Annotated in this window: 24 protein-coding genes; 15 read left to right on the top strand and 9 right to left on the bottom strand. The window is 37.2% G+C overall.

Translation table 11 applies throughout. From position 1 onward, the window contains the following. Positions 1–349: 349 nt before the first annotated feature. The 4 genes from A33S_RS0110580 to agrA are packed head-to-tail and all read left to right on the top strand — an operon-like array spanning position 350 to position 3,108. Positions 350–919 carry an accessory gene regulator AgrB gene (locus tag A33S_RS0110580; protein WP_009384251.1) on the top strand — a complete coding sequence of 190 codons (570 nt, stop codon included), beginning with the start codon at positions 350–352 and terminating at the stop codon, positions 917–919. Between the two features lie 2 nt (positions 920–921). Further along, the gene (gene agrD / locus A33S_RS12130) at positions 922–1,062 is read left to right on the top strand and encodes a cyclic lactone autoinducer peptide AgrD (RefSeq protein WP_009384253.1); all 141 of its coding nucleotides are present in this window, start codon (positions 922–924) and stop codon (positions 1,060–1,062) included. 24 nt (positions 1,063–1,086) lie between these two features. After that, positions 1,087–2,379 (top strand): quorum-sensing sensor histidine kinase AgrC, encoded by a 1,293-nt coding sequence (agrC, locus tag A33S_RS12665; protein WP_026049014.1) that lies wholly within the window; start codon positions 1,087–1,089, stop codon positions 2,377–2,379. Between the two features lie 12 nt (positions 2,380–2,391). Next, positions 2,392–3,108, top strand: a complete 717-nt coding sequence (agrA, locus tag A33S_RS0110565; RefSeq protein ID WP_009384258.1) for a quorum-sensing response regulator AgrA — start codon at positions 2,392–2,394, stop codon at positions 3,106–3,108. Between the two features lie 43 nt (positions 3,109–3,151). On the opposite strand, the gene A33S_RS0110560 is transcribed toward agrA, so the two are convergent. The 4 genes from A33S_RS0110560 to A33S_RS0110545 form a co-directional block, all read right to left on the bottom strand. Next, entirely contained in the window at positions 3,152–4,645 is a 1,494-nt protein-coding gene (locus A33S_RS0110560) for a GH32 C-terminal domain-containing protein (protein WP_009384260.1), read from the bottom strand. A 474-nt stretch (positions 4,646–5,119) separates the two neighbouring features. Continuing rightward, positions 5,120–5,344 (bottom strand): sulfurtransferase TusA family protein, encoded by a 225-nt coding sequence (locus A33S_RS0110555; RefSeq protein WP_009384262.1) that lies wholly within the window; start codon positions 5,342–5,344, stop codon positions 5,120–5,122. Between the two features lie 14 nt (positions 5,345–5,358). Continuing rightward, positions 5,359–6,447 carry a YeeE/YedE family protein gene (locus A33S_RS0110550; protein WP_009384264.1) on the bottom strand — a complete coding sequence of 363 codons (1,089 nt, stop codon included), beginning with the start codon at positions 6,445–6,447 and terminating at the stop codon, positions 5,359–5,361. Between the two features lie 131 nt (positions 6,448–6,578). Beyond that, on the bottom strand, positions 6,579–7,235 hold the full coding sequence (locus A33S_RS0110545; RefSeq protein WP_162129661.1) for a redox-sensing transcriptional repressor Rex: 657 nt from the start codon (positions 7,233–7,235) through the stop codon (positions 6,579–6,581). A 128-nt stretch (positions 7,236–7,363) separates the two neighbouring features. On the opposite strand from A33S_RS0110545, the gene A33S_RS0110540 reads away from it, so the two are divergent. Together A33S_RS0110540 and A33S_RS0110535 are read left to right on the top strand one after the other, a co-directional pair. Further along, positions 7,364–9,301 carry an ABC-F family ATP-binding cassette domain-containing protein gene (locus A33S_RS0110540; protein ID WP_009384267.1) on the top strand — a complete coding sequence of 646 codons (1,938 nt, stop codon included), beginning with the start codon at positions 7,364–7,366 and terminating at the stop codon, positions 9,299–9,301. Positions 9,302–9,622: 321 nt separating this feature from the next. Then, entirely contained in the window at positions 9,623–11,206 is a 1,584-nt protein-coding gene (locus A33S_RS0110535) for a MutS-related protein (protein ID WP_009384269.1), read from the top strand. Positions 11,207–11,410: 204 nt separating this feature from the next. On the opposite strand, the gene A33S_RS0110530 is transcribed toward A33S_RS0110535, so the two are convergent. Genes A33S_RS0110530 through tsaE form a run of 5 tightly spaced genes read right to left on the bottom strand, consistent with a single transcriptional unit; the run spans position 11,411 to position 14,439 of the window. After that, positions 11,411–11,836 (bottom strand): VOC family protein, encoded by a 426-nt coding sequence (locus A33S_RS0110530; protein ID WP_009384271.1) that lies wholly within the window; start codon positions 11,834–11,836, stop codon positions 11,411–11,413. A 52-nt stretch (positions 11,837–11,888) separates the two neighbouring features. Next, a complete protein-coding gene (tsaD, locus tag A33S_RS0110525; RefSeq protein ID WP_009384273.1) occupies positions 11,889–12,902 on the bottom strand; it encodes a tRNA (adenosine(37)-N6)-threonylcarbamoyltransferase complex transferase subunit TsaD in 1,014 nt (337 codons plus the stop codon). Further along, a complete protein-coding gene (gene rimI, locus A33S_RS0110520; protein WP_392450432.1) occupies positions 12,895–13,323 on the bottom strand; it encodes a ribosomal protein S18-alanine N-acetyltransferase in 429 nt (142 codons plus the stop codon). Before rimI ends, tsaD begins: the two co-directional genes overlap by 8 nt. 11 nt (positions 13,324–13,334) lie before the next feature. Then, positions 13,335–13,997 carry a tRNA (adenosine(37)-N6)-threonylcarbamoyltransferase complex dimerization subunit type 1 TsaB gene (gene tsaB, locus A33S_RS0110515; protein ID WP_009384277.1) on the bottom strand — a complete coding sequence of 221 codons (663 nt, stop codon included), beginning with the start codon at positions 13,995–13,997 and terminating at the stop codon, positions 13,335–13,337. Next, positions 13,978–14,439, bottom strand: coding sequence for a tRNA (adenosine(37)-N6)-threonylcarbamoyltransferase complex ATPase subunit type 1 TsaE (gene tsaE, locus A33S_RS0110510; RefSeq protein ID WP_017176854.1), 462 nt, complete (start codon positions 14,437–14,439; stop codon positions 13,978–13,980). Before tsaE ends, tsaB begins: the two co-directional genes overlap by 20 nt. 431 nt (positions 14,440–14,870) lie before the next feature. Here tsaE and ilvD point away from each other — a divergent pair, with 431 nt between their 5' ends. The 9 genes from ilvD to ilvA all read left to right on the top strand — a co-directional run bounded on the left by ilvD (position 14,871) and on the right by ilvA (position 25,656). Beyond that, positions 14,871–16,559: a dihydroxy-acid dehydratase gene (ilvD, locus tag A33S_RS0110500; protein WP_017176852.1), complete on the top strand. Its 1,689-nt coding sequence runs from the start codon at positions 14,871–14,873 to the stop codon at positions 16,557–16,559. A 79-nt stretch (positions 16,560–16,638) separates the two neighbouring features. Next, positions 16,639–18,312, top strand: a complete 1,674-nt coding sequence (gene ilvB, locus A33S_RS0110495) for a biosynthetic-type acetolactate synthase large subunit (protein WP_412093820.1) — start codon at positions 16,639–16,641, stop codon at positions 18,310–18,312. Further along, entirely contained in the window at positions 18,309–18,779 is a 471-nt protein-coding gene (gene ilvN, locus A33S_RS0110490; RefSeq protein ID WP_009384285.1) for an acetolactate synthase small subunit, read from the top strand. The genes ilvB and ilvN overlap by 4 nt, the downstream gene beginning before the upstream one ends. Positions 18,780–18,825: 46 nt before the next feature. Next, entirely contained in the window at positions 18,826–19,830 is a 1,005-nt protein-coding gene (ilvC, locus tag A33S_RS0110485; RefSeq protein WP_009384287.1) for a ketol-acid reductoisomerase, read from the top strand. A gap of 21 nt (positions 19,831–19,851) precedes the next feature. Then, positions 19,852–21,387 (top strand): 2-isopropylmalate synthase, encoded by a 1,536-nt coding sequence (locus tag A33S_RS0110480; protein ID WP_009384289.1) that lies wholly within the window; start codon positions 19,852–19,854, stop codon positions 21,385–21,387. Further along, positions 21,384–22,424 carry a 3-isopropylmalate dehydrogenase gene (gene leuB, locus A33S_RS0110475; RefSeq protein WP_009384291.1) on the top strand — a complete coding sequence of 347 codons (1,041 nt, stop codon included), beginning with the start codon at positions 21,384–21,386 and terminating at the stop codon, positions 22,422–22,424. Before A33S_RS0110480 ends, leuB begins: the two co-directional genes overlap by 4 nt. A gap of 12 nt (positions 22,425–22,436) precedes the next feature. Continuing rightward, the gene (gene leuC / locus A33S_RS0110470) at positions 22,437–23,807 is read left to right on the top strand and encodes a 3-isopropylmalate dehydratase large subunit (protein ID WP_009384293.1); all 1,371 of its coding nucleotides are present in this window, start codon (positions 22,437–22,439) and stop codon (positions 23,805–23,807) included. Then, complete coding sequence (leuD, locus tag A33S_RS0110465) at positions 23,808–24,377, top strand: 3-isopropylmalate dehydratase small subunit (RefSeq protein ID WP_009384295.1); 570 nt, start codon at positions 23,808–23,810, stop codon at positions 24,375–24,377. A 13-nt stretch (positions 24,378–24,390) separates the two neighbouring features. Next, on the top strand, positions 24,391–25,656 hold the full coding sequence (gene ilvA, locus A33S_RS0110460; RefSeq protein ID WP_009384296.1) for a threonine ammonia-lyase IlvA: 1,266 nt from the start codon (positions 24,391–24,393) through the stop codon (positions 25,654–25,656). Positions 25,657–25,735 lie beyond the last annotated feature (79 nt).

Here is a 25,735-nt window from a genome sequence, read left to right as displayed (position 1 = left end):
GTTTTACCGATATCGCCTGCCATTATAATGTCCTCCTTCCTACAATTTGTTTCAGGAATAACACCTACAAATTGTTTCACAACAATAATAAACGTAGTAGTTACCTCAAAAATAATCCTTTGATTTTGTATCACTTATCTGTGATATGTCTATATTGAAACATAGAAATTCAAAATAAAAAGAGTTAGTGCCTAACTCGAAATTTTAAGTTCTTACTTGTCATGATTTTTATGTTAAAATGTATTTATCATCATCAAGATGACAGTTTAGAATTAAATGTTAACAGTTAGGCAATAAATACACAGTTTGTACTTTTTTCTATATAATAAGAATTAAGGAGAGTGGTGCAATGCAAAAGCTATTAGATACATGGATTGATAAATTTGCATTGACCCTGCAAAAGAAAAACAATTTAGATCGTATTTCATATCTGAAAATACGTTTAGGCATCCAGATAGTACTGGGGAATTTGTTTAAAGGAATTGTTGTTTACGGACTCGCTCTCCTATTGAATATATTCTTTTACACACTAACTGTTCATTTATTTTATTTCGTATTGCGCTTTTTCGCGCATGGAGCTCATGCAAAATCATCATTTCTGTGTCATGTACAGAATCTTTTAATTTTCATTCTGTTGCCATGGCTAATTGTACATTTTGAAATACCTTATACTTTCTTTTTCGTATTGAGTTTGATTTCTTTAATAATGGTTATTCTATTAGCACCAGCTGCTACAAGAAAGCTACCTATTAAAGAAAGTCGTAAGAAAGGGAAAAAAGTTAGAGCAATTATAACTACTATAGTAGTTATTGCGCTTTCATTTTTTGTGCAAGAGCCGTACCAACAGTTAATGTTAACTGGAATTGTTATTGAAGCCATAACGCTATTACCAATATTTTTTCCTAAGGAGGACAAATAATTATGAATATCTTTTCTATCTTCGCAAAAGTATTAGCTGACGTATTTTCTAAAATTGGAACTTTCGGTTCAATCCGTATCTGCTACGGTTTCTTCGATGAAGCTGAAGTACCTCAAGAATTAATCGACGAAGCAAATAAATAAAAGTTAGAAAGTGTGTAAAATTATATGGCAGTTTTATCGACATTTCTATTAGCTTTATTTCAAGCAGCTATTTTGTTCATAGTTGCCAATATAATTTTAAGTATTGATTATTCTAGAAGGGATTATATTTCTATTGTATTAGGGGTAATAGTCCCTTCTACTATTTTATTCATCTTCTTAAAGCAATATACGCTTATACTCCTTATAGTCCTCTTTATTATTTTCTTTTATAAAAGAGCAAGTATTATAGGCGTTATATCTGCCCTATCAAGTATACTTATTTTATATTTGAGTAACGTCCTAACTGTTGTATTAACTGTAGAATTTGAAGAATATTTTCATGTCAAATGGCTATCATACATAATGTATGGTTTTTGTTACTTAACCATGTCTATCGTACTAGCGTTTTTAATACGATTTATCATTTATAAATTTAAAGCATCAATCTTGTATATTAATAAATATTATTTATTTGCGATGTGCTTCCTTTTAGCTATTACAATATTTTTAATATATAGATTTATGCCTGATACAGTATCTACTATCGAGCAATTTGATAATATAACTTTTGTATTTTTAGGTTTTATTATAATAATGCTTGTCATCATCGTTATTATTACTATTAATGTAGCCAGAGAACTAAAATATAGACACTACAAAGAAGAGTTAGAAACATATTATAAATACACACTTAAAATCGAAAGTGTTAATAATGATATGCGTAAATTCCGTCACGATTACATCAATATTTTAGCTACACTCTCAGACTTCATTCGCGAAGATGACATGGAAGGTTTAAGAGATTACTTTAACAATCATATTTCTCCTCTACAAGATAGCTTTCAACAGAAGAACTTTAAATTAAATGGTGTCGAAAACCTCCAAGTTAGAGGTATTAAAGGTTTACTTACAACCAAGGTTTTACAGGCTCAAGAAAAAGATATTCAAATCAGCGTGGAAGTTGCAGATCCTATTGATTATATTAATATGAATATGGTTGATTTAAGTCGAATACTTGGTATTATCATGGACAACGCGATTGAAGCATCAGAGCAAATTAAAAAACCTATCATTCAAATCGCATTTATCAAAACGGATAGTTCTATCATAATAATCGTGATGAATAAATGTTCTAGTGACACCCCTCGTGTACACCAATTATTTAAAAAGGATTTCTCTACTAAAGGGAAAAACAGAGGTGTCGGCCTTTATACACTTAAAGAGATTACAGATTCAACTTCAAATGTACTACTCGATACAACGATTGAAGGCCAATACTTTATACAAAAATTAGACATTTTAAATGAAGATGTATAAGGAAGTGTTGAGATGAAAATTTTAATTTGTGAAGATGATGAGCGTCAACGTGAACGCATGGTTTCAATCATTGAGAATTACATCATGATTGAAGATAAACCTATGGAAATCGAAATTGCCACAAATGATCCTTACGAGTTACTCGAACACTCTAAAAACATGACTGATATTGGATGTTACTTTTTAGACATTCAACTCGAATCAGATATTAATGGAATAAAATTAGGTAGCGAGATCCGTAAACATGACCCAATTGGCAACATCGTATTTGTTACAAGTCATAGTGAGCTCACGTATCTCACTTTCGTTTATAAGGTTTCAGCAATGGACTTTATTTTCAAAGATGATATTGATGAACTTAAGACGCGTGTTATAGATTGTATCGAAACTGCACACTCTCGATTAGACTTATTATCTAAAGAAAGTAACGTTGAAACAATTGAATTAAAACGCGGCAGTAATTCAGTATATGTGCAATATGACGATATTATGTTCTTTGAATCATCAACCAAATCACATCGTTTAATTGCTCACTTAGACAATCGTCAACTTGAATTTTACGGTAATCTAAAGGAACTCGCTCAAATCGATGACCGCTTCTTTAGATGCCATAACAGCTTCGTGCTTAACCGTAATAATATAGAACGTATTGATTCTAAAGAACGTATTGTCTACTTCAAGAATGAAGAATATTGTTACGCTTCGGTTCGTAACATCAAAAAAATATAGGTATTATATAGATGCCTTGAACACACTTAAAGCCAAGATGAACTTAGGATTCATCTTGGCTTTCTTCTTGTTCAGGTTCTTCAATAATCGATTTTAAATCATATTTTGTTAACTTCATGTACACTTGTCCAGATTCTGTTGAAGTACGTATGTACTTCGAATCTTTCGATGGGAAGATACGACTACTTAGCACACGCTCACCATCATTGCAGAATATTTCAATACTTGATGCATCAACAAAAATACGTAATTGTTTAAGTTCTTCCTTAAGCGTGGTTGACGTTCTTGTTTCACACGGTTCAGGCAATGGACCACTTTCAGAACGGTCTAACGTTAATTGATTTAAACGTTTGTTATAAATAATATGCGTTGCTTCGAATTTTGAAGCACGTAATTCAAAGTACAATTCTGTCGCATCATTTTCTAAAATATCTACAATGAGTTCATACTCTGTACCTTCAAATGGGTGTAATTGGCGATTAAATTTCGTTGCATAACCTAATGCGGTTTCTTCGTTATATCTCAGTGATTTTAAATCCTCTAAAGGACGCTGTTTGAGATCCCCATTTTCAATCGTTAACACTCTAGGGACTGTTAAGCAATTACGCCATTGGTCTTTATCTGAAAGATATGTGACGTCAGGCATAGACATATTCGCAAATAAAACGCGCGCTTTATGTTCATTTAAGAATGTTTTCGGTGCGTAAAAATCAAAGCCATCATCTAACGTTTTAAAGTCACTATGGGTAAATGTCATATCGTTAAATTCAAGCATACCCTTCGCATAACCCGTTAAGTAGCGCGTAGACGCTTGGTGCTTTTCCTCGAAGCCATAAATAATGAAGTCGAGATGATTCAGTCTAAAATAATCTGGTGCGACACGTCTTATACTCTCATCAACGAACGACGTTTGAACTTCACCAACATACGTCCATTGAAACGGATGTACTGCCTTGTAAACAATAATTGTACCTTTGCCCTCTTGATTCTGACCACCAAGAAATGCATACATACGACCTTCATGCATCACGACATTCGGATCTCTAACCATATTGAAATCGCCTTGATCATGCGTAATCACAACTTCTTGTTGCTTTAAAATCGAGCCATCATTCGTAAGCTTAGCAACGTGTTGTTTATAAATTGGTTCGTCATCATTAGATACAGTTGTGAACATCATATATAAATCATTATCATAAATAAATGATGAACCGTCTCCTAAGCGACGATCTTGGTCGATGATTTCAGGTGTCATATATGTATGATGCGGTTTAAGATGCGTAAGTTGATCACCTTTGAAATGGTACCAATATGGTAACTGATGATCTGTGCCATTAGGGAAATTAACCGTTTGAATGAAATAAGTATGGTTATAGAATATTAAGCCAGACATCTGCTGCATAACGCCTGTAGGTGGTTGAATATGGTAGGTTTGTCTATAAATAGAGGTATTCACTTTCTCTTTTAATGCTTCTACTTCTTCAGGTGTTAAATCTTCGTAATGTTGAAATTGTTCTTTTTCTGTCCATGTGCGCATTGTCAAAACATCCCCTCTTTAAAAGTCCAGTCAAACCTATTTCTCATTCCGATTGAAATAGTACGTTTATCCTTATTTTATCACATCAACAGGAATGTAATCATTATTTCACGTATATTAAATCAAAAAGCATTAATATATCGTGATTAAAATTAGCGTCAACACAATTTCTAAAATTAGAAGGGTCTGAAACATAAGTCGTGAAATAAAGCATTTAAGCTTTATTTCATACAATTCTCAAAACAGCTGACTCAGAGGGCGGGGCCCCGGCAAAGAAATTTGCGTAGCAAATTAACAAGCTATGCAAGCTGGGGCTCTTTATTATGAACAAAGAAGCCTGAGCTTCTTTGTAAGTCCAACTATCGTATTGAAAATACGAGTTGGACTTTAGAAGACTACAGGCTCCGGCCATGCCCCAGGAAAGCATGCTGTTTAAGGGAATTGTAAATTATGTCCCAGACCCCCATTTAGCTATTAAGCTTTTTGAATTGTAATCGTCCAAGAAGCATCTCCTAATTGCTCGTAGTTCGTAACGGGATAGCCGTTCTCAGCTGCGAAGTTAGGTAAAGCTTCTGTTGCCTGTGTACAATCGAAATCTATTTTAAGTTCGTCACCATTTTCGAGCTCATTCATTTTTTTCTGAGCTTCAATTAATGGAAACGGACATACCATTCCTACTGTTCCTAATTCATATAACATAACAAATCCTCCTATTAAGCCGTTTGTGTACCACGACTTGAAGTCGCTGTAGATGATTGGTGCTGTACTTTCTTCATAGGTCTTACAAACATGAAGTAACTCATAAACCATGATCCTACAATCATTGAAGCAAGTCCAATCCAACCTTGCCAAGACATAGCAGCTGTTGCAACTAAACCGTTACCAATCGAGCAACCGCCTGCAACTGCTGCACCAAAGCCCATACATACACCGCCAATCACACTATTACGGATGGTCTTTTTATCGGGTAAACGCCATTTAAATTCACGTGAACCTTTAGCTGCGATGTATGAACCAATAAAGATACCTAATACTAAGGAGACACCCCAATCAAGCGCGCTCATATCACCTGACACAAGGAATGTAACGATATTTGATGATGGTGTCGTAATACCAAGTCCACCCTCACGACCAGTAGACGTACTCATCGGCCACGCGATAAACGCGATTAAGCCAACTCCTATTGCCGCAACAAATGGGTGGAAGCGCTTTTCAAAGAGAATATGTCTGAAACCAGTATACTTTTGCTTCAGTTTAGGCATCGGTATCTTAGGTTTCGGTTTACGTAACGTCTTAACGACAAAGAATAATGTGATTAGCGTTAAGAGTAGCACAAATACCCACATTGGCACACCTGTAGACGAAGCCATATCTGCGTTCGCTACGGTATGCGTATTAATCTTATCCATTAAAGGCTTTAAAACACCATGTTTCGTGGCTGCTGCACTTAATGCGTAAAAGACAAGTGCGACAAAGCTCCCTATGAGACCTTCGCCAGCTCGGTACCAAGTACCTGTAGCACAACCGCCTGCTAGGATAATACCTACTCCAAAAATAAACGATCCAATAATCGTTCCTATAATTGGAAATGTTTCATTATGAATCGTAAGTAAGCCTGTGCGAGTGAGAATAAGTAATCCGATACTTTGTATCGTAATCGCAATCAGTAGTGCATAAAACATCTTATTATTTCGTTGAACGTACATATCTCGAAAGCCGCCAGTTAAGCAAAAGCGCGTTCGCTGCATGACGAATCCTAGTAAGATACCAACGATCAACCCACTTATAATGATCCAAGTCATAACTTATCTCCTTTATATCCGACTTATATGATAAGTTTAATAATAATAGAGACTTGAAGAAACTTCAACCCTAAATTTAAGACACGACATAAATGGTTTTCACCACTTACCTCGTGTCTTAAAATCGCGCTTTATTTACCATAATTCTTCATAAAGAATAGTAAGGATTGTAATTCGATACCTAAATCAATTTGATGTACTTGTACCTTTGTTGAAGTTGTAATACGTCTTGGCGTGAAGTTTAAGATACCTCTTACACCTGCTTTAGACGCATAATCCGCTACCTCTTGGGCAGCCTTTTCAGGTGTAGTAATAATAACCACTTCAATACCTTCTTCTTTAATAACCTTTGGTAAGTCATCTAAATGCTTAACATTCACATTACCGATATCACTACCAACAACCGCTTCATCTATATCGAAAGCTTCTGTAATCGTCATTTCATCATGAATTGAAAAGTTATATGTAAGTAACGCACGTCCTAAGTTACCCACACCAATTAAACCTATTTTAATTTCGTCGCTTTCACTCAGTTCAGATTTAAAAAACTCAAGTAAGCTATCTATGTTGTATCCGTATCCCTTTTTACCAAGTTCACCAAAATATGAAAAATCACGACGAATTGTTGCGGAATCTATATTTAAACCTTCACTTATAATTTTCGAATTTACACGCTCTACACCTTTAGATTTTAGCGTGTTCACAAAACGATAATACAAAGGAAGTCGCTTTAAAGTCGCACGTGGAATTTTTACTGAATCATGTTCCACCGTATAAAATCCCTCCATTAGTAGTTTATGTGATGTCTTTCACAGAATATACCTAATTATAACTGATAGTTCACTCAAAATAAACAGTTACTATTTCAACTTATATCTTTATCATGTAAAATAATCATATTGCGAGGTGCGGAATAATGATTTTATTACAATTAAACAATATAACAAAATCATTTGATGGAGAAGATATTTTTCAAGATGTAAACTTTGAAGTTAAAACTGGCGAACGTATTGGTATTGTTGGTCGTAATGGCGCAGGAAAGTCAACACTTATGAAGATTATAGCAGGCGTTGAAAATTACGATGCCGGCCATATCTCTAAAGTTAAGAATCTCAAACTAGGTTACTTAACACAACAAATGACGTTAAATTCTAATAAGACCGTCTTCGAAGAAATGTCTGAACCTTTCAACCATTTAAAGGAAATGGAAGCAAAGATGCAGCAAGAAACGAATTGGTTAAGTGTGCATGCTGATGAATATGATACGGAAACTTATCGAGAGCACATCGCGCGATACGAAACATTATCTAATCAGTTTGAACAACTTGAAGGTTATCAATATGAAAGTAAAATTAAGACCGTGCTTCATGGACTTAATTTTAAAGAAGCTGATTTCGATCGCCCTATTAATGACTTTAGTGGTGGACAAAAAACGCGCTTATCTCTTGCTCAAATGTTATTGAAAGAGCCTGACCTACTGTTACTTGACGAACCGACCAACCATTTAGACATGGAAACGACTGAGTGGCTTGAAGATTACTTAAAATTCTTTAAAGGCGCCATTATCATCATCAGCCATGATAGATTCTTCCTAGATAAAATTGTTAAACAAGTATACGATGTGGCTTTAGGTGAAGTTAAACATTACATCGGGAACTATGGTCAGTTTATCAAACAACGTGATCAATATTATCAAAAACGTATGCGTGAATTTGAACGTCAACAAGACGAAATTAAACGCTTAGAAACCTTTGTTGATAAAAACATCGCTAGAGCATCGACGAGTGGTATGGCGAAAAGTCGTCGTAAAACACTTGAGAAGATTGAACGTATTGATAAACCAATGTTGGATGCGAAACAAGCTAATATCCAATTTGATTTCGACCGTAATACTGGAAACGATGTGATGCATGTTAAAGACTTATCTATTGGCTACAACGATGTCATCACAGAAGGCATTCATTTTGATGTGACTAAAGGTGACCACATCGCGATTATAGGTCCTAATGGTATTGGTAAATCCACATTAATTAAGACGCTATCTAATGATTTACCTGCTTTAAATGGTCATGTTCAATACGGTGCTAATCTAAAAATTGGCTATTATGACCAAAAACAAGCCGAGTTTAAATCATCTAAAACAATCCTCGATTACATTTGGGATCAATACATGCATCTCCCTGAAAAGGAAGTTCGAGCTATACTCGGACGCTTTCTATTTGTACAAGATGATGTGAAAAAGGTCATTAACGATTTATCTGGTGGTGAGAAAGCGCGACTACAACTTGCTTTATTAATGCTTGAACGTAATAACGTGCTTATTCTAGATGAGCCTACTAACCATTTAGATATCGATTCCAAAGAGATGTTAGAACAAGCACTTAAAAACTTCGAAGGCACGGTCATCTTTGTTTCTCACGACCGTTATTTTATTAACGAGATTGCGACGAAGGTCTTTTCAATGCAGAAAGGCCACCATCGTATGTACATCGGTAACTACCAATATTATCTTGATAAATCAGAAGAAGAACGTGCACTGAATGCGATAGAAGAAGCGTCAGACGGCGCTGATTCTAAAGTTGATACAAGTGATGTGTCGTATCAAGATCATAAGGAAGCTAAGAAGCAGATTCGTAAATTAGAGCGAGAAATAGCCTCTATTGAACAAGAAATTTCGTCACTTGAAGCTCATATCGAATCTATTGATGAACAATTAACCGACCCCGAGGTATTTAACGATCCTGAAAAAGCAGCAGCATTTGCTGATGAAAAAGAACAAACCGAACAAGAATTAGAACAGATTATGGAAAACTGGGAAATATTACAAGAAAAGTTATCAGAGTATCAAAGTTAGAATTGTGTGGTAAGTAGAATTTTTCACTTACCACATTTTTTTATTCACCACACATTCAACCTTTATTCACACTAAAAGACCTTATTTACCAACTATCCACAGAGTTATTCCAGTTATCCACAGGTAAATTGTAACTACCCACAAATTTCATACACATTTTTCAAATGCTTATACACACCATTATGCCTAAGTTATCCCCAAGTTGTTCACAAATTGTTGATAAGTACGCATGTTCCCTATTGACACCGTACAAATTGAAACAGTTAAAAATGTTATAAAAATTTGATACAATATACTTAACTTTTGAAGAAAGGTGTTTCTATGACTGCTTTTAGCTTTTTCGGATTGCTCATCGTTGTGTTTATCATTGTTATCATAGTTACGATCGTTAACGAACGTATCAGGCTCAAGCAAAAACTTAGAACTTTGTGGGATAGACAGGAACCTTATGAAGATTTTGAGCGTAAGAATGCCTCGTACGATGATTACTTTAGACTTCGTTCACCTCATTACAACGCTCATTTACTCATTGATGATAAGACGTGGTCTGATGTGAATATGGATCAAATCTTTAGACAAATGAACTATTGTTTCAGTTCTATTGGTGAAATGCATCTATACGCAACCTTACGAAACATGTTTCAAGTGAAGGATAATAAGGTTTTAAGGGCTTTTAAAGAGGATTCTACATTTAGATTAAACGTTTCATCACTACTTTCAAAGATTGGTAAACGTACCTACCCGACTTACAAGCAAACGCGCGTGATCAATACATATCATAAAAGCTTTATCTTTCTATGCTTATTACCGCTACTTAGTATCGCGTTATGGTTCGTGTCACCGATGTTTATCTTCGTCACAATCTTGTCTATGGTTATTAATTTGGCATTGAGCTATAAATATTTAATGGTAATCAGTAAGGATTTAGGTGATTTATTCTTTGCAGGACGTGTTATTGAGACTGCACACAAATTAGCTACGCTTGATGTTCTTAAGGACCAACATGATATCGATTTCTCTAAGTTTAGTAAACTTTTTAAGTATCGCTTTCTACTTGCCCAAGATAGTTCGATTATGGGGCAGGTATTCGCATTCTTTAAACAATTATTCTTAATCGATTATCATATTTATAATTTACTTAAGGAAAAGCTTTTAAATAACGAGGACGAAATGTTTAAGTGTATCGAATTTGTAGGCGATATCGATACAGCATATGCCGTTTCACTTTGGCAAGAGACATTACCTTATTATATCGAACCTACGATTACGAATAATCAAGTAGCGTTTGAAGATTTATATCATCCACTATTATCTTACCCAGTGGCAAATGACTTCGAATTTGATAAAGACGCGTTAATTACAGGTTCTAACGCTTCTGGTAAATCTACATTTATGAAGTCTATCGCGATTAACTTGATACTTGCTCAATCCGTACGAACGGTTACGGCTGAGGCATTTACGTATCGACCAGGAATCATTCGGACAGCAATGGCAAATGCAGACGATGTCATGAGTGGCGATAGTTATTTCATGGCTGAAATTAAATCAATCAAGCGATTGGTTGATATACAGACTAAGCATCCTTATTACTTATTCATTGATGAAATCTTTAAAGGGACCAATACTAAAGAACGCGTAGCAGCGTCAGAGGCAGTATTACGCCATATTCATAACCTTCCTACTACGAAGTTAATGGCTGCGACACATGATATTGAATTGACGCAATTACTTGATGATATGTGTGATAATTATCACTTTAATGAAAAGATCGAAGATGACGAAATTTTATTTGATTATACAATTAAAGAAGGACCTGCAGATACACGTAATGCGATAGAGTTATTACGTATCACAGGATTTCCTAAAACGGTTTACAACAAAGCCATTCAAAATGTCAAAACATGACGTGAGAGCTAAATTAATATAAATAAAAAAACAGGCTAGGATATAAGTCGAGAAATAAAGCTAATTAGCTTTATATAAAGCAATTTCCAAAACAGCTGACTCCTAGGGGAGTAGCATGAGTCCGGAGACTACAGGCTCCGGCCACGCCCCAGGAAAGCATGCTGTTTAAGGAAATTGAATTTATTATCCTAGCCTGGTTTTATTTTATTGATATGCGTTAATCATCCAAGTTATGCCAAACGGGTCTTCAAACATACCATAAAGTGGTGACCAAGGTATGCGGCCTAATGGCATACTCGCTTCACAACCACCTTCTATCGCTTTATTAAAGAAAGCTTCAGCTGCTTGTCGATCCGCTTCATCTTCATATTTAAATTGAAAGGCAATGTTGACACCGGAATTATTGATATCTTCATCACCTTGTACGTCACTACACATGAATGTTTTACCTAAAATCTTAAATGATGCATTCATTGTGAAATCTTCTGGTAATCGCTTATCTTCGTCTGCTTCTTGAAACATTTCATGGTCGCCTGGAACACGTTTAATATCCGTAGCACCTAAATATTTTTCATAGAACTCGAGCGCTTCAATACTATTTTTAAAGGTAAAGTATGTGATTGCTTCCACTTTTCCATCTCCTTCGTTAAGATACTCATATCGTAAACGTTTTTGATGGAAATTAAAAGGATTCGATATCGAGCCCACTTTTACCGTTAAGTGACATATCTGCACGTACACCATCTAAGTATAAAAAATGTGCCACAGAGCCGATCATCGCTGCGTTATCTGTACATAGTTTCATACTAGGAATAGCAAGTTGAATCTGTTTAGCAGTTGCTTCTTCTTTAAGCTTTTGACGTAAGCCTTGGTTACTAGCGACTCCACCTGCAACGATTAAATGGTCAACATTAAAATCTTCACATGCTTTGATGGCTTTTCCTACAAGAACCTCTACAACGCTATTTTGGAAACTAGCCGCGACGTTTTCTTTAAAAATTGGATTGTTCTTCTGACGTTCGTTGTGTAATTTATTAATGACTGCACTCTTAAGACCGCTAAAACTAAAGTCATAGCTATCCTTTTCAAGCCAAACGCGAGGGAAATCATACGTATCTTCCCCAACTTGCGCAAGCTTATCAACAAGCGGTCCGCCTGGATAAGGTAAGCCAATTGTACGTGCTACCTTGTCATATGCTTCTCCCACTGCATCATCGCGTGTTTCACCAATCACTTTGAAGTTTAAGTGATCTTCCATATAAATCAATTCTGTGTGACCACCTGAAACGATTAGTGCAATAAGTGGGAATGTTAAAGGTTCTTCGAGATGGTTCGCATAAATATGTCCCATAATATGATGTACTGGAATTAATGGTTTTTGATGTGCGAATGCGAGCGCTTTAGCTGCATTAACACCAATTAATAAGGCACCGATTAATCCTGGACCTTCCGTAACGGCAACGGCATCAATGTCATCCATCGTAACGTCTGCTTCTTGAAGTGATGTTTCAATTGTCGTCGTGATACCTTCAACATGATGACGACTCGCAACTTCTGGTACTACACCACCGAAACGCTTATGACTTTCAATCTGACTTAATACCGTATTACTCAATATCATCGTACCGTTCTCAATGACACTTACACTCGTTTCATCACAACTGGTCTCGATTGCTAAAATCTTTGTATTATTCATCGTTTAAATTCACCCACATAACATATGCATCCTCTCCATTGCCATAATAATTTTTGCGTTTGCCACCGTATTGGAATCCGAACTTCTGGTAGACATGTTGTGCGACCGTATTATCGACACGCACTTCTAAACTCATAACTGAACAAGAATAGCTCGCATATTGCATCACATATTTTAAAAGCAACTGACCTAAGCCATAGCCACGATATTTAGTGTCAATCGCAACTGTCGTAATTTGAGCTTGATCGATTACAATCCATAAACCTAGATAACCTATTATTTCACCGTCATATTCTAAGACAAAATACTGTGCAAAGTTGTTTTCTTCTAATTCATGATAAAAGGCATCAATTGTCCAAGAGCTATCATTAAAACTCACGCGCTCGATGTCATAAACGTTCGGGACATCGAGCTTGGACATCTTTCGAATATTTAAGTCTTTTGGTTTTGGTTGATCCAATTTTGTTCCGCCTCTGATAATTTTAAATACGTCGGTTTAAAGGTATGGGTATCTTCAGGTGTGTGAATTAAAGGCTTCATAGCTATCGCGCGTGGTAATTGATGCAAGGTTGGTCCGTCTAATAAGTCTTCTAAATCAGTTGTATCATGACCTACAAAGATATAGTCGTCGTTAAGTGATTGAAGTTTGTCGTTCAGATCTTTAATCGCAATGTACTGATCTTCAATAATCGTTTCAAAGTGACCGTCTTTAAATTGATATGCACCTGCGTAGACATGTTCACGTCTTGCATTGAAGACAGGTACAATGACGCGTGTTTCATGCGTTAGCGTGTGTGCAAGGGCTTTTAAAGAAGAGACCCCATATAAAGGAATATGAAGCGTATAAGCTAATGTCTTGGCTGTTGTAACACCAATACGTAAACCTGTATAAGAACCTGGACCTTGCGCAACTACAATCGCGTCAAGTTGCTGCGGGGTCATATTATGTTCGTTCATCATATGTTCAATAGCTGGCATGAGTTGAACAGAATGATTCTTCTTTATATTTGTCGTGTAATCGTCAATCACGTCGTCATCGTTCATTAAGCCAATCGATAATGGTTGATTGGATGTATCAATTAAAAGATACTTCACGTTCGATACCCTCCTTCATGTCTTGATAGTGACGCCCTTTTGCGTGAATCGTAATGTCTCTAGTCGTTTCATCAATGACTTTGATATTGATTTCTAGAAAAGCATTCGGTAAGAATGTCTCAATGAACTGGCTCCATTCGATAATTGTAACCGCTTCTTCGTCTAGAAAATATTCATCAAAGCCTAAATCTTCTTCAGATTCTTCAAGTCTATAGCAATCCATGTGGTGTAATTGAAGCTTGTCACCTTGATAAGATTTAATAATATTAAATGTTGGAGAATTAATGACACGTTTAACGCCTAGTGCTTTACCAATAAGTTGCGTGAGCGTTGTTTTACCTGCACCTAAGTCACCATTTAATAAAATGAGATCTTGTCCTTTAAGTCGACTTGCAAGGACGTGCGCAAATTGTTCAAGTTCATCTAAATTTTTAATTCTCATTTTAAGAACTCCTATTATAATTTTTATCCTATACATTGTAACAAATTTTGCATCGATTTACTTTGAAATGCGGTACATCGTCATCAAAATTAAATTTTCAAAAAATTCTTTAAAAAAGAGTTGACACTTAATACGTCGATATAGTAAATTTAATTTAACAAATTTTTAGATAATTCGCACTATTGATTGAAACCATTTAATTAGGAAGGAGCATAATAAGATGACTTTTAATACAAGCGCATATACGAAACCACTAAGACAACAAAATATTATTATCATTTTATTATGCATGTTAGGACTCGAACATCAGTAAACAAATTTTTGTTACTGCTCGTTTAAGTCCTATTTCTAGTTGAATGGGACTTATCTAACGTCCCAATTTTTATCAATTGGGACGTTTTTTTATTTTCAAATATTCGGGGGGAATCAAAATGAGAAGCGATAAGATCAAAAAAGGAGATCATCAAGCACCGGCTAGAAGCTTGTTACACGCAACAGGACAAATCAAAAGTCCAACTGACATGAATAAACCTTTCATAGCAATATGTAATTCATATATAGACATTGTTCCAGGACATGTACATTTAAGAGAGCTGGCAGATATTGCGAAAGAAGCAATCAGAGAAGCAGGTGGCATTCCTTTTGAATTTAATACAATCGGCGTAGATGACGGCATCGCAATGGGACACATTGGCATGCGTTATTCGTTACCAAGTCGAGAAATTATCGCGGATGCAGCTGAAACAGTTATCAACGCACATTGGTTCGATGGTGTCTTCTACATTCCGAACTGTGACAAAATCACGCCTGGTATGATTTTAGCAGCCATGCGTACGAATGTACCGGCTATCTTTTGTTCAGGTGGGCCTATGAAAGCTGGTTTATCGTCTCAAGGTAAAGCTTTAACATTATCATCTATGTTTGAAGCGGTTGGTGCTTTTAAAGAAGGATCAATGTCAAAAGAAGAATTCTTAGAAATGGAAGAAAATGCCTGCCCTACTTGCGGTTCTTGTGCAGGGATGTTCACAGCAAATTCCATGAACTGTTTAATGGAAGTGTTAGGGTTAGCACTACCATATAACGGCACAGCACTCGCAGTAAGTGAACAAAGACGTGAAATGATTCGAGAAGCTGCTTTTAAATTAGTAGATAATATCAAAAATGACTTAAAACCACGAGACATCGTTACGGAAGAAGCGTTAGATGACGCATTTGCATTAGACATGGCGATGGGTGGTTCTACAAATACAGTCTTTCACACACTCGCAATTGCGAAGGAAGCGGGTATCGACTACGACTTAGCACGCATTAATGAAATCGCTAAGAAGACACCTTATTTATCTAAAATCGCACCTAGTTCGTCGTATTCAATGCACGATGTTCATGAAGCTGGTGGGGTTCCAGCAATCATCAATGAACTTATGAAGAAAGAAGGCACATTACATCCTGACCGCATCACAGCAACTGGTCAAACACTTAGAGAAAATAATGAAGGTAAAGCAATAACGAATGATAAAGTTATCCGCCACTTAGATAATCCTTATGACTCTGAAGGTGGCTTATCCGTCTTATTCGGTAACTTAGCTCCTAATGGCGCGGTTATCAAAGTTGGCGGAGTCGACCCATCTATCAAAGTCTTTAAAGGTAAAGCAATTTGTTTTGATACGCATGATGACGCAGTTGAAGCTATCGATAATCATACTGTCCGCGAAGGGCACGTTGTCGTGATTCGATATGAAGGTCCCAAGGGTGGTCCAGGCATGCCAGAGATGCTTGCCCCTACTTCATCAATTGTTGGTCGCGGCTTAGGTAAGGACGTCGCATTAATTACAGATGGTCGTTTCTCTGGTGCCACAAGAGGTATTGCAGTTGGTCACATTTCACCTGAAGCTGCATCTGGCGGCCCTATCGCACTTGTAGAAGATGATGATGACATCACAATCGATTTAACGAACCGAACTTTAGATGTCGATGTTTCAGATGACACATTAGAAGCACGTAAACAAGCATTAAAACCATTTAAAGCAAAAGTTAAAACTGGTTACTTAGCACGCTACACAGCACTTGTTACAAGCGCTAATACAGGCGGCGTGATGCAAGTACCTGAAAATCTTATTTAAGGAGTGAATGGATATGTCTAAAACAGAAGAACCTCTCGAAACAGTAACGTATGAAGAAGTTGAGGGACCTGTTGAAACTATGAAAACGGGGTCAGAACTTTTAGTAGAATCCTTTTTAAAGGAAGATGTTGATTTCATATTTGGTTATCCAGGCGGTGCGGTATTGCCGCTATATGATAAATTTTATGATAAAGATATTACACATATCCTTGCACGACATGAACAAGGTGCTACACACGCAGCTGAAGGATATGCACGCGTTACAGGTAAACCGGGCGTTGTCGTTGTGACAAGCGGCCCTGGTGCTACTAACGCAATCACCGGTATAGCTGATGCTTATAGCGATTCATTACCATTAATCGTTATCACTGGTCAGGTGCATACACCAGGTATCGGTAAAGATGCTTTCCAAGAAGCAGATTTACTCTCTATGACTACACCGATAACGAAGCATAATTACCAAGTTAAAGATGTGAACGATATCCCGAGAATTATACATGAGGCGTTTCACATCGCGAATACAGGTCGTAAAGGTCCTGTTGTCATCGACTTCCCGAAAGACATGGGCATATTATCAACGAATCATCCTAAACCACGTGAACTTGATTTACCTGGTTATACGGTAAAAACAACGCCTGAGAAAGAAGATATTCAACGTCTTAGAGAGCTTTTAAAAGCATCTAAAAAACCATTTATCTTAGCTGGAGCTGGCGTCAATCATTCAAAGTCGAATCACATGCTAACAACATTTGCGACAAGACATCAAATACCAGTAGTTACAACATTACTTGGTTTAGGCGCCCTACCATACGAACATGACTTATTCTTAGGCATGGGCGGTATGCATGGTTCTTACGCAAGTAACATGGCACTTACAGAATGCGATTTACTCATCAACTTTGGTAGTCGTTTTGATGATCGCCTAGCAAGTAAGCCAGATGAATTCGCTAAAGACGCTAAAATCGTGCACGTAGATATCGATCCAGTTGAAATCGGTAAAGTTATCAAGACAGACTTAGGTATTGTAGCAGACGTTAAAGAGGTACTGAGCGAGTTACTCATGTTTAACCAATTGACCTTTAAACATGAAGCATGGTTAGACACGTGTTTAACAAATAAGGCAGAACACCCATTTAAATATGAAGAAACAGATGATGGCTTTTCTAAACCGCAAAAACTTATCGAAACAATCGGTAAGATTACAAATGGCGATGCGATCGTCACAACTGACGTTGGACAACATCAAATGTGGGTTGCACAGTATTACCCATTCAATCGACACGGTCAATTACTTACAAGTGGTGGCCTTGGCACAATGGGATATGGTATACCTGCAGCAATCGGTGCGCAACTAGCAAGACCAAATGACACAGTAGTCGCGTTTGTCGGCGATGGTGGGTTCCAAATGACGAACCAAGAAATGGCATTACTGAATGAGTTTAACCTTAACGTTAAGATCGTGCTCATCAATAACGGTACGCTTGGCATGGTTAAACAATGGCAAGATAAATTCTTTAATCAGCGCTTTAGTCATTCCGTATTTAACGATCAACCTGACTTTATGAAACTCTCAGAAAGTTATGGTGTTCATAGTTACTTAATCGATGACCCTGAAGCAATGGAACGTTCACTTGAAGAGGCCTTTCAATATGAGGGTCCAGCATTAATTGAAGTTAGAATCTCACCTGTCGAACCTGTATTACCTATGGTTCCAAGTGGAAAAGCCAATCACGAAATGGAGGGTGTGCTATGAGACGAACATTCAAAGTCCAAGTTGTAGATGAAGCGGGTACGTTAAATCGACTCACGAGTATCTTTGTTCGTCGTCAATTTAACATTATCACCCTCTCAGCTACACCAACTACACAAGAAAAAATTACAGAAATTACATTTGTCGCTGAAATTGAAGATGAAAATGTACGCACACTGATTCTACAGTTAGAGAAACAAATCAATGTATTGAAAGTTGAAGATATCACAGACACAAATACTTATAACAGAGAATTGTTATTAGTTAAATTAAACACACCTAAAGACAAAGAGGCATTCTATAAAGTGATTAAACCGTATGATGCGCTAGTTTCAATCTTGAAAGATGACCAGACGCACTTGTATTTACAAGCGTTTGGTCCACCATATACGATGAACAACCTTTTAGATGATCTAACATCATTTGATATCGAACAAGTTTCTCGAACAGGTTCAGCAGGCTTAATTTAATAACAAGCTAAAATTTCAAAATTTTCAAATTAATGGAGGTATTCACATGACACAAGTTTATTATGATGAATCAGTAACAAAGGACGCTTTGAAAGGTAAAAAGATCGCAGTTATCGGTTATGGCTCTCAAGGTCACGCGCACGCGCAAAACTTAAAGGATAATGGCTATGATGTTGTTATCGGTATCCGTCCAGGTAAATCGTTCGACCAAGCTAAAGAAGATGGCTTTGAAGTATTAACTGTTAGTGAAGCAAGTGAAGCTTCGGACGTTATCATGGTGTTACTACCTGATGAAGTTCAAGGTCAAGTTTATGAAAAGGAAATTCAACCGTACTTAACTAAAGGAAAAGCGTTAGCCTTTGCACACGGATTTAACGTTCATTTCAAAGTCATCGTACCACCTTCAGATGTAGACGTATTCTTAGTAGCGCCTAAAGGACCTGGTCACTTAGTACGCCGTACATTTACAGAAGGTAGCGCTGTTCCAGCATTATTCGCAGTTGAACAAGACGCTACAAATGAAGCACGAGATATCGCGTTAAGTTATGCGAAAGGTATCGGTGCAACTCGTGCAGGCGTCATCGAAACATCATACAAAGAAGAAACTGAAACAGATTTATTTGGTGAACAAGCTGTTCTTTGCGGTGGTGTTACACGCTTAATCCAAGCAGGATATGAAACTCTAACTGAAGCGGGTTATCAACCTGAAATCGCCTACTTTGAAGTATTACATGAGATGAAGTTAATCGTTGACCTCATGTATGAAGGCGGCATGGAAAATATGCGTTATTCAATCTCTAACACAGCAGAATTTGGTGATTATGTATCAGGTCCACGCGTTATCACAGATGAAACTAAAGCAAATATGAAGAAAGTACTTGAAGATATCCAAAACGGTTCATTCAGTGACCGCTTCATCAAAGACAATCAAAATGGATTTAAAGAATTTAAAGCACTACGTGAAACACAACACGGTCACCCTTTTGAAGCAGTAGGTCGTGATCTTCGTGACATGATGCCATTTGTTAAATCGAAATCGATTCAAAAATAACGTTTAAAGGGGTTGAGGACTATGTCTCATCATATCCAAATTTTTGATACTACACTTCGTGATGGTGAACAAACACCAGGCGTTAGCTTTTCATTTGATGAACGCTTAACAATAGCTAAGCAACTTGAAAAATGGGGCGTTGACATTATTGAAGCAGGCTTCCCTGCTTCAAGCCCTGGTAGTTTTAAATCAGTGGAAGCTATCTCGAAAGCATTAACAAAGACAGCCGTTTGTGGCCTCGCACGATGTAAAAAGTCAGACATTGACGCAGTATACGAAGCAACGAAAGAAGCACAATTACCTAGAATTCATGTATTTATTGCAACAAGTCCGATTCACTTAGAACATAAACTGAAAATGACTGAAGACGAAGTCTTAAGCGCTATTACTGAGAATGTGCGTTATGCGAAACAATATTTTGACGTCGTTCAATTCTCACCAGAAGATGCGACAAGAACCCTTTTACCATTTTTAATTCAATGTGTACAAACAGCGGTAGATGCCGGTGCAACTGTCATTAACATTCCAGATACTGTAGGTTATAGCTACCCTACTGAATATGGGAATATCTTTAAAACTTTACATGAAGAGATTCAAACAGATCAAGACGTCATTTACAGTGCACATTGCCATGACGACTTAGGTTTAGCTGTAGCAAATAGTATGGCAGCGATTCAAAACGGTGCGAAACGTATTGAAGGTACAATTAACGGTATCGGTGAACGTGCTGGTAACACTGCTTTAGAAGAAGTTGCGCTAGGACTTTATGTAAGAAACGATTATTATCAAAATCAAACTAAGCTTAACCTAGCTGAAACGAAAGTTACATCTGACCTGATTTCGAGATATGCTGGAATTCGTGTTCCTAGAAACAAAGCTATCGTAGGTCAGAATGCATTTAGCCATGAGTCTGGTATCCATCAAGACGGTGTCCTTAAGAACCCTGAAACTTATGAAATTATGACACCTAATCTTGTCGGCGTTAAGAAAAACGATTTACCACTTGGAAAACTTTCAGGTAAACATGCCTTTAATGAAAAACTTAAAGCACTAGGTTATGAAATTGATGACGAAGGTAAAAAACAATTATTTAAACAATTTAAAGATATCGCTGATAAGAAAAAACATGTTACAGATCGTGATATTCACGCTTTAATACAAGGTACGAATCACGAACAACGTGCACTCTATCAGGTCGATGCACTTCAACTTCAATTTGTATCTAACGGACTTCAAAGTGCAGTCGTTGTACTCAAAGATAAAGCTGGCAAAACATACCAAGATTCAAGCATTGGAACAGGTTCAATTGTATCTATTTATAATGCGGTTGACCGTATTTTTGATGTATCGCCAGAACTACTTGACTATACCATTGATTCCGTGACTGAAGGTCTTGATGCTCAAGGTGAAGTTCACGTACAAATCAATGTAGGTGGACAAACATTTACGGGTATCGGTATCGACCACGATATTCTATACGCTTCATGTAAAGCATACGTTGAAGCACATGCGAAATATCAACTTGAAATTCAATCGGAAGAAGGCGTTACGTCATGACATATAGAATCGTAGCATTACCAGGAGACGGGATTGGTCCCGAAATAATGGAAGGCACTTTAAGCGTATTAAAACGTTTAAGTGAGAAATACCAATTTGAATATTCTTTATCAGTTCACGATTTTGGTGGCGTTGCTATAGACAACTATGGCACGCCTTTTCCAGAATCAACACAACTTGCGTGTAATGATGCAGATGCAATATTACTAGGTGCTGTAGGTGGACCTAAATGGACAGATCCCGATAATCGTCCTGAACATGGGCTGTTAAAATTACGAAAATCCTTACAATTATTTGCTAATATTCGCCCGATTAAGGTCGTTAAGGGGACAAGCCATTTATCACCACTTAAAGAAAGTATCGTTGACGATGCGGATTTTATAATCGTGCGTGAACTAACTGGCGGCATTTACTTTGGTGAACCAAGCTATGTAGAGAAGACGCATGCACTTGATTCATTGACTTATACGAAAGACGAAATCACGCGAATTGCGCATGTGGCTTTTAAATTAGCTCAATCGAGACGCAAAATTTTAACGAGCGTCGACAAGGAAAATGTGCTCGCTTCTAGTAAATTATGGCGCAGCGTAATCAACGAAGTAAGTCAAGATTATCCTGAAGTTACAGTTAATCACTTACTTGTAGATGCATGTAGTATGCATTTAATTACGAATCCAAAGCAATTTGACGTTATTGTAACGGAGAATTTATTTGGCGACATCCTAAGTGATGAAGCATCCGTTATTCCAGGTTCACTCGGCTTATCACCTTCCGCAAGCTTTAGTGAAAATGGTCCGCGCTTATATGAACCTATTCACGGCTCAGCTCCAGATATTCAAGGGAAAGATCTCGCAAACCCATTTGCGATGCTACGATCATTATCTATGTGTCTTAAAGAAAGTTTCGATGAGTCAAAAGCAAGTCACGAACTTGATCACTTAATAGACCACCTCATTCAAGAAGGCATTACGACTAAAGATTTAGGTGGCACATACCATACATCTCAAATTTTTGAATATATTTTAAAAAGCATTTAAGGAGGAATGACGATGGCTCAAACACTATTTGATAAAGTTTGGGATAAACATGTTATCACAGGTAAAAAAGGAGAACCTGAACTTTTATATATCGATTTACACTTAATCCATGAAGTCACGTCTCCTCAAGCTTTTGAAGGATTAAGAATCCAAAAAAGGCAGCTCAGACGTCCAGATTTAACGTTTGCTACATTAGATCATAACGTTCCTACAGTGGACATCTATAACATTAAAGATGAGATTGCGAATAAACAAATCACGACACTTCAACAAAACTGTAAAGACTTCGGCATAACATTATTTGATGTCGGGTCTAAAGAACAAGGCATTGTGCATATGGTTGGACCAGAAACAGGTCTAACGCAGCCCGGTAAAACAATCGTATGTGGTGATTCACATACGGCAACTCACGGTGCTTTCGGGGCAATCGCATTTGGAATTGGCACAAGTGAAGTTGAACATGTATTCGTAACGCAAACACTTTGGCAGACAAAGCCTAAGAATTTAAAGATTGAAGTAACAGGTACCCTTCCTAAAGGTATTTATGCGAAAGATATTATTTTACATCTGATCAGTCAGCATGGTGTTGATTTCGGTACAGGTTATGCCCTCGAGTTTACAGGTGAAACCATTCGTAACTTAAGCATGGAAGGTCGCATGACGATTTGTAATATGGCGATTGAAGCGGGTGCTAAGTTCGGTATGATGGCCCCTGATGAAAAGACCTTTGAATATGTAAAGAATCGTCCTTACAGTCAGGACATTGAAGCTAAAATCGATGAATGGAAAACGTTATACAGCGATGAAGATGCTACGTTTGATAAAGTCATCACACTTGATGTATCAGAACTTGAACCTCAAGTAACTTGGGGTACAAGTCCAGAGATGGGCGTAAGTTTCTACACGCCTTTTCCAGAAATCAAAGACGTCAACGATGAACGCGCATATAACTACATGGGACTTAAACCAGGTCAGTATGCTGAAGACATTAAACTTGGATATGTCTTCCTAGGTTCGTGTACGAATGCGCGACTTTCTGATTTAAAAGAAGCTAGTGAAATCGTGAAAGGTCATCAGGTGCACCCTGACATTACTGCAATTGTCGTACCTGGATCGAGGACCGTTAAACTTGAAGCCGAGTCTTTAGGTCTTGATCAAATCTTTAAAGATGCCGGCTTTGAATGGCGTGAACCTGGATGTTCTATGTGTTTAGGTATGAACCCAGACCAAGTGCCGAGCGGTGTCCATTGTGCTTCAACAAGTAACCGTAACTTTGAAGGCAGACAAGGTAAAGGTGCAAGAACACATCTTGTTTCCCCTGCTATGGCAGCGGCTGCCGCAATTAACGGTCACTTTGTAGACGTTAGAAAGGTGGTTAAGTAAATGGAAATTAAACCAATTGAAGTTATTAAAGGTAAACCAGTGCCACTTTTTCATGACAATATCGATACCGACCAAATCATACCTAAAGTTCATTTAAAACGTGTTACAAAAACAGGCTTTGGTCCCTTCTTGTTTGATGAATGGCGTTACCTAGATGATGGGTCTGACAATCCTGACTTCACTTTAAACCAGCCACAATACAAAGACGCCTCAATTTTAATTACAGGCGATAATTTCGGTTGTGGTTCTAGCCGTGAACATGCCGCTTGGGCACTGAAAGACTATGGTTTCAAAGTTATTATTGCCGAAAGCTATAGCGACATCTTTTACATGAATTGCACAAAGAACGCGCTCTTACCGATACGTTTACCGAAGGCAGCGCGTACATATTTAGCAACATTTGATGAAATTACCATTGATTTACCTAACCAAGTTGTGAAAAGCCCTGAGCAAACCTTCGAATTTGAAATCGATGAAACTTGGAAGAATAAACTCGTAAATGGCCTTGATGATATCGCCATTACGTTACAATATGAATCATTAATTGAAAACTACGAAAAGAATAACTAGAGGAGTGAATAGTATGACCAACACGACAAGTGTTACAGCAAGAGAAATAGATGAAGCATTTTTATCATTAGAAAATGTAGCTAAACGTACCCCTTTAGAATGTGATCATTATCTATCTCTCAAATATGATTGTAACGTTTATTTAAAAAGAGAAGACCTTCAATGGGTACGTTCGTTTAAACTAAGAGGCGCTTTTAACGCGATTAACGCCCTATCTAAAGAAGCGCAACAACTCGGTATTACATGTGCGAGCGCTGGTAACCATGCGCAGGGTGTCGCTTTTACAGCAAAAGAAATGGATTTAAAAGCGGTCATCTTCATGCCTGTTACAACACCTAATCAGAAGATTTCACAAGTTCAATTCTTTGGTGGAGATAATGTTGAAATCGTACTGACTGGAGATACGTTCGACGCATGTTTACAAGAAGCGTTAGCCTACACGAAAGCACATGATATGAACTTTATCGATCCTTTCAACAACGTCAACACGATTGCTGGACAAGGTACAGTCGCTAAAGAAATCTTAGAACAATCTCAATCACTTGATGTAGAATTCGACTACCTTTTCTCAGCTATTGGCGGTGGCGGTTTAATATCAGGTGTAGGGACTTACTTCCATGAAAAGTCTCCTAAGACCAACGTGATTGGTGTCGAGCCTTTAGGTGCTGCAAGTATGCATGCTTCAATACAAAAAGGAGAAGTTGTTACCTTAGAAAGCCTTGATAAATTTGTTGATGGCGCTTCAGTTGGACGTGTTGGTGATATTACATTTAATATTGCTCAGAAAGTGATTCATGATTATATTCAAGTCGACGAAGGTGCAGTGTGTTCAACAATTCTAGATATGTATTCAAAACTAGCTATTGTAGCTGAACCAGCTGGTGCCCTATCCGTATCAGCACTTGAACAATATAAAGATCAAATTAAAGGTAAAAACGTGGTATGTATTATCAGTGGTGGTAATAATGATATCAACCGTATGAAAGAAATTGAGGAACGTTCGTTATTATATGAAGAAATGAAACACTACTTCATTCTAAACTTCCCTCAACGCCCTGGTGCGTTAAGACAATTTGTTAATGATGTTTTAGGACCTAAAGATGATATCACTAAATTTGAATACCTTAAGAAGTCATCTCAAAATACGGGTACTGTTATCATTGGTATCCAGTTAAAAGACCACAATGATTTAGAACAGCTACTTGAAAATGTAAATGCGTTTGATAATCGAAACATTTATATTAATGAAAACAAAATGCTATATTCGTTACTGATTTAAATCATAATCTAACCTACGTGAAGTCGCGTAGGTTTTTTTCGTGCATAAAAAAAGACTGAAACCAAAAGGTTTCAGTCTC

Source organism: Staphylococcus massiliensis CCUG 55927, from assembly GCF_000298075.1.
GTDB classification, from domain to species: Bacteria; Bacillota; Bacilli; order Staphylococcales; family Staphylococcaceae; genus Staphylococcus; species Staphylococcus massiliensis.
The sequence above is the reverse complement of the archived record's forward strand: the minus strand, read 5'-3'. Positions and strand labels throughout refer to the sequence as shown.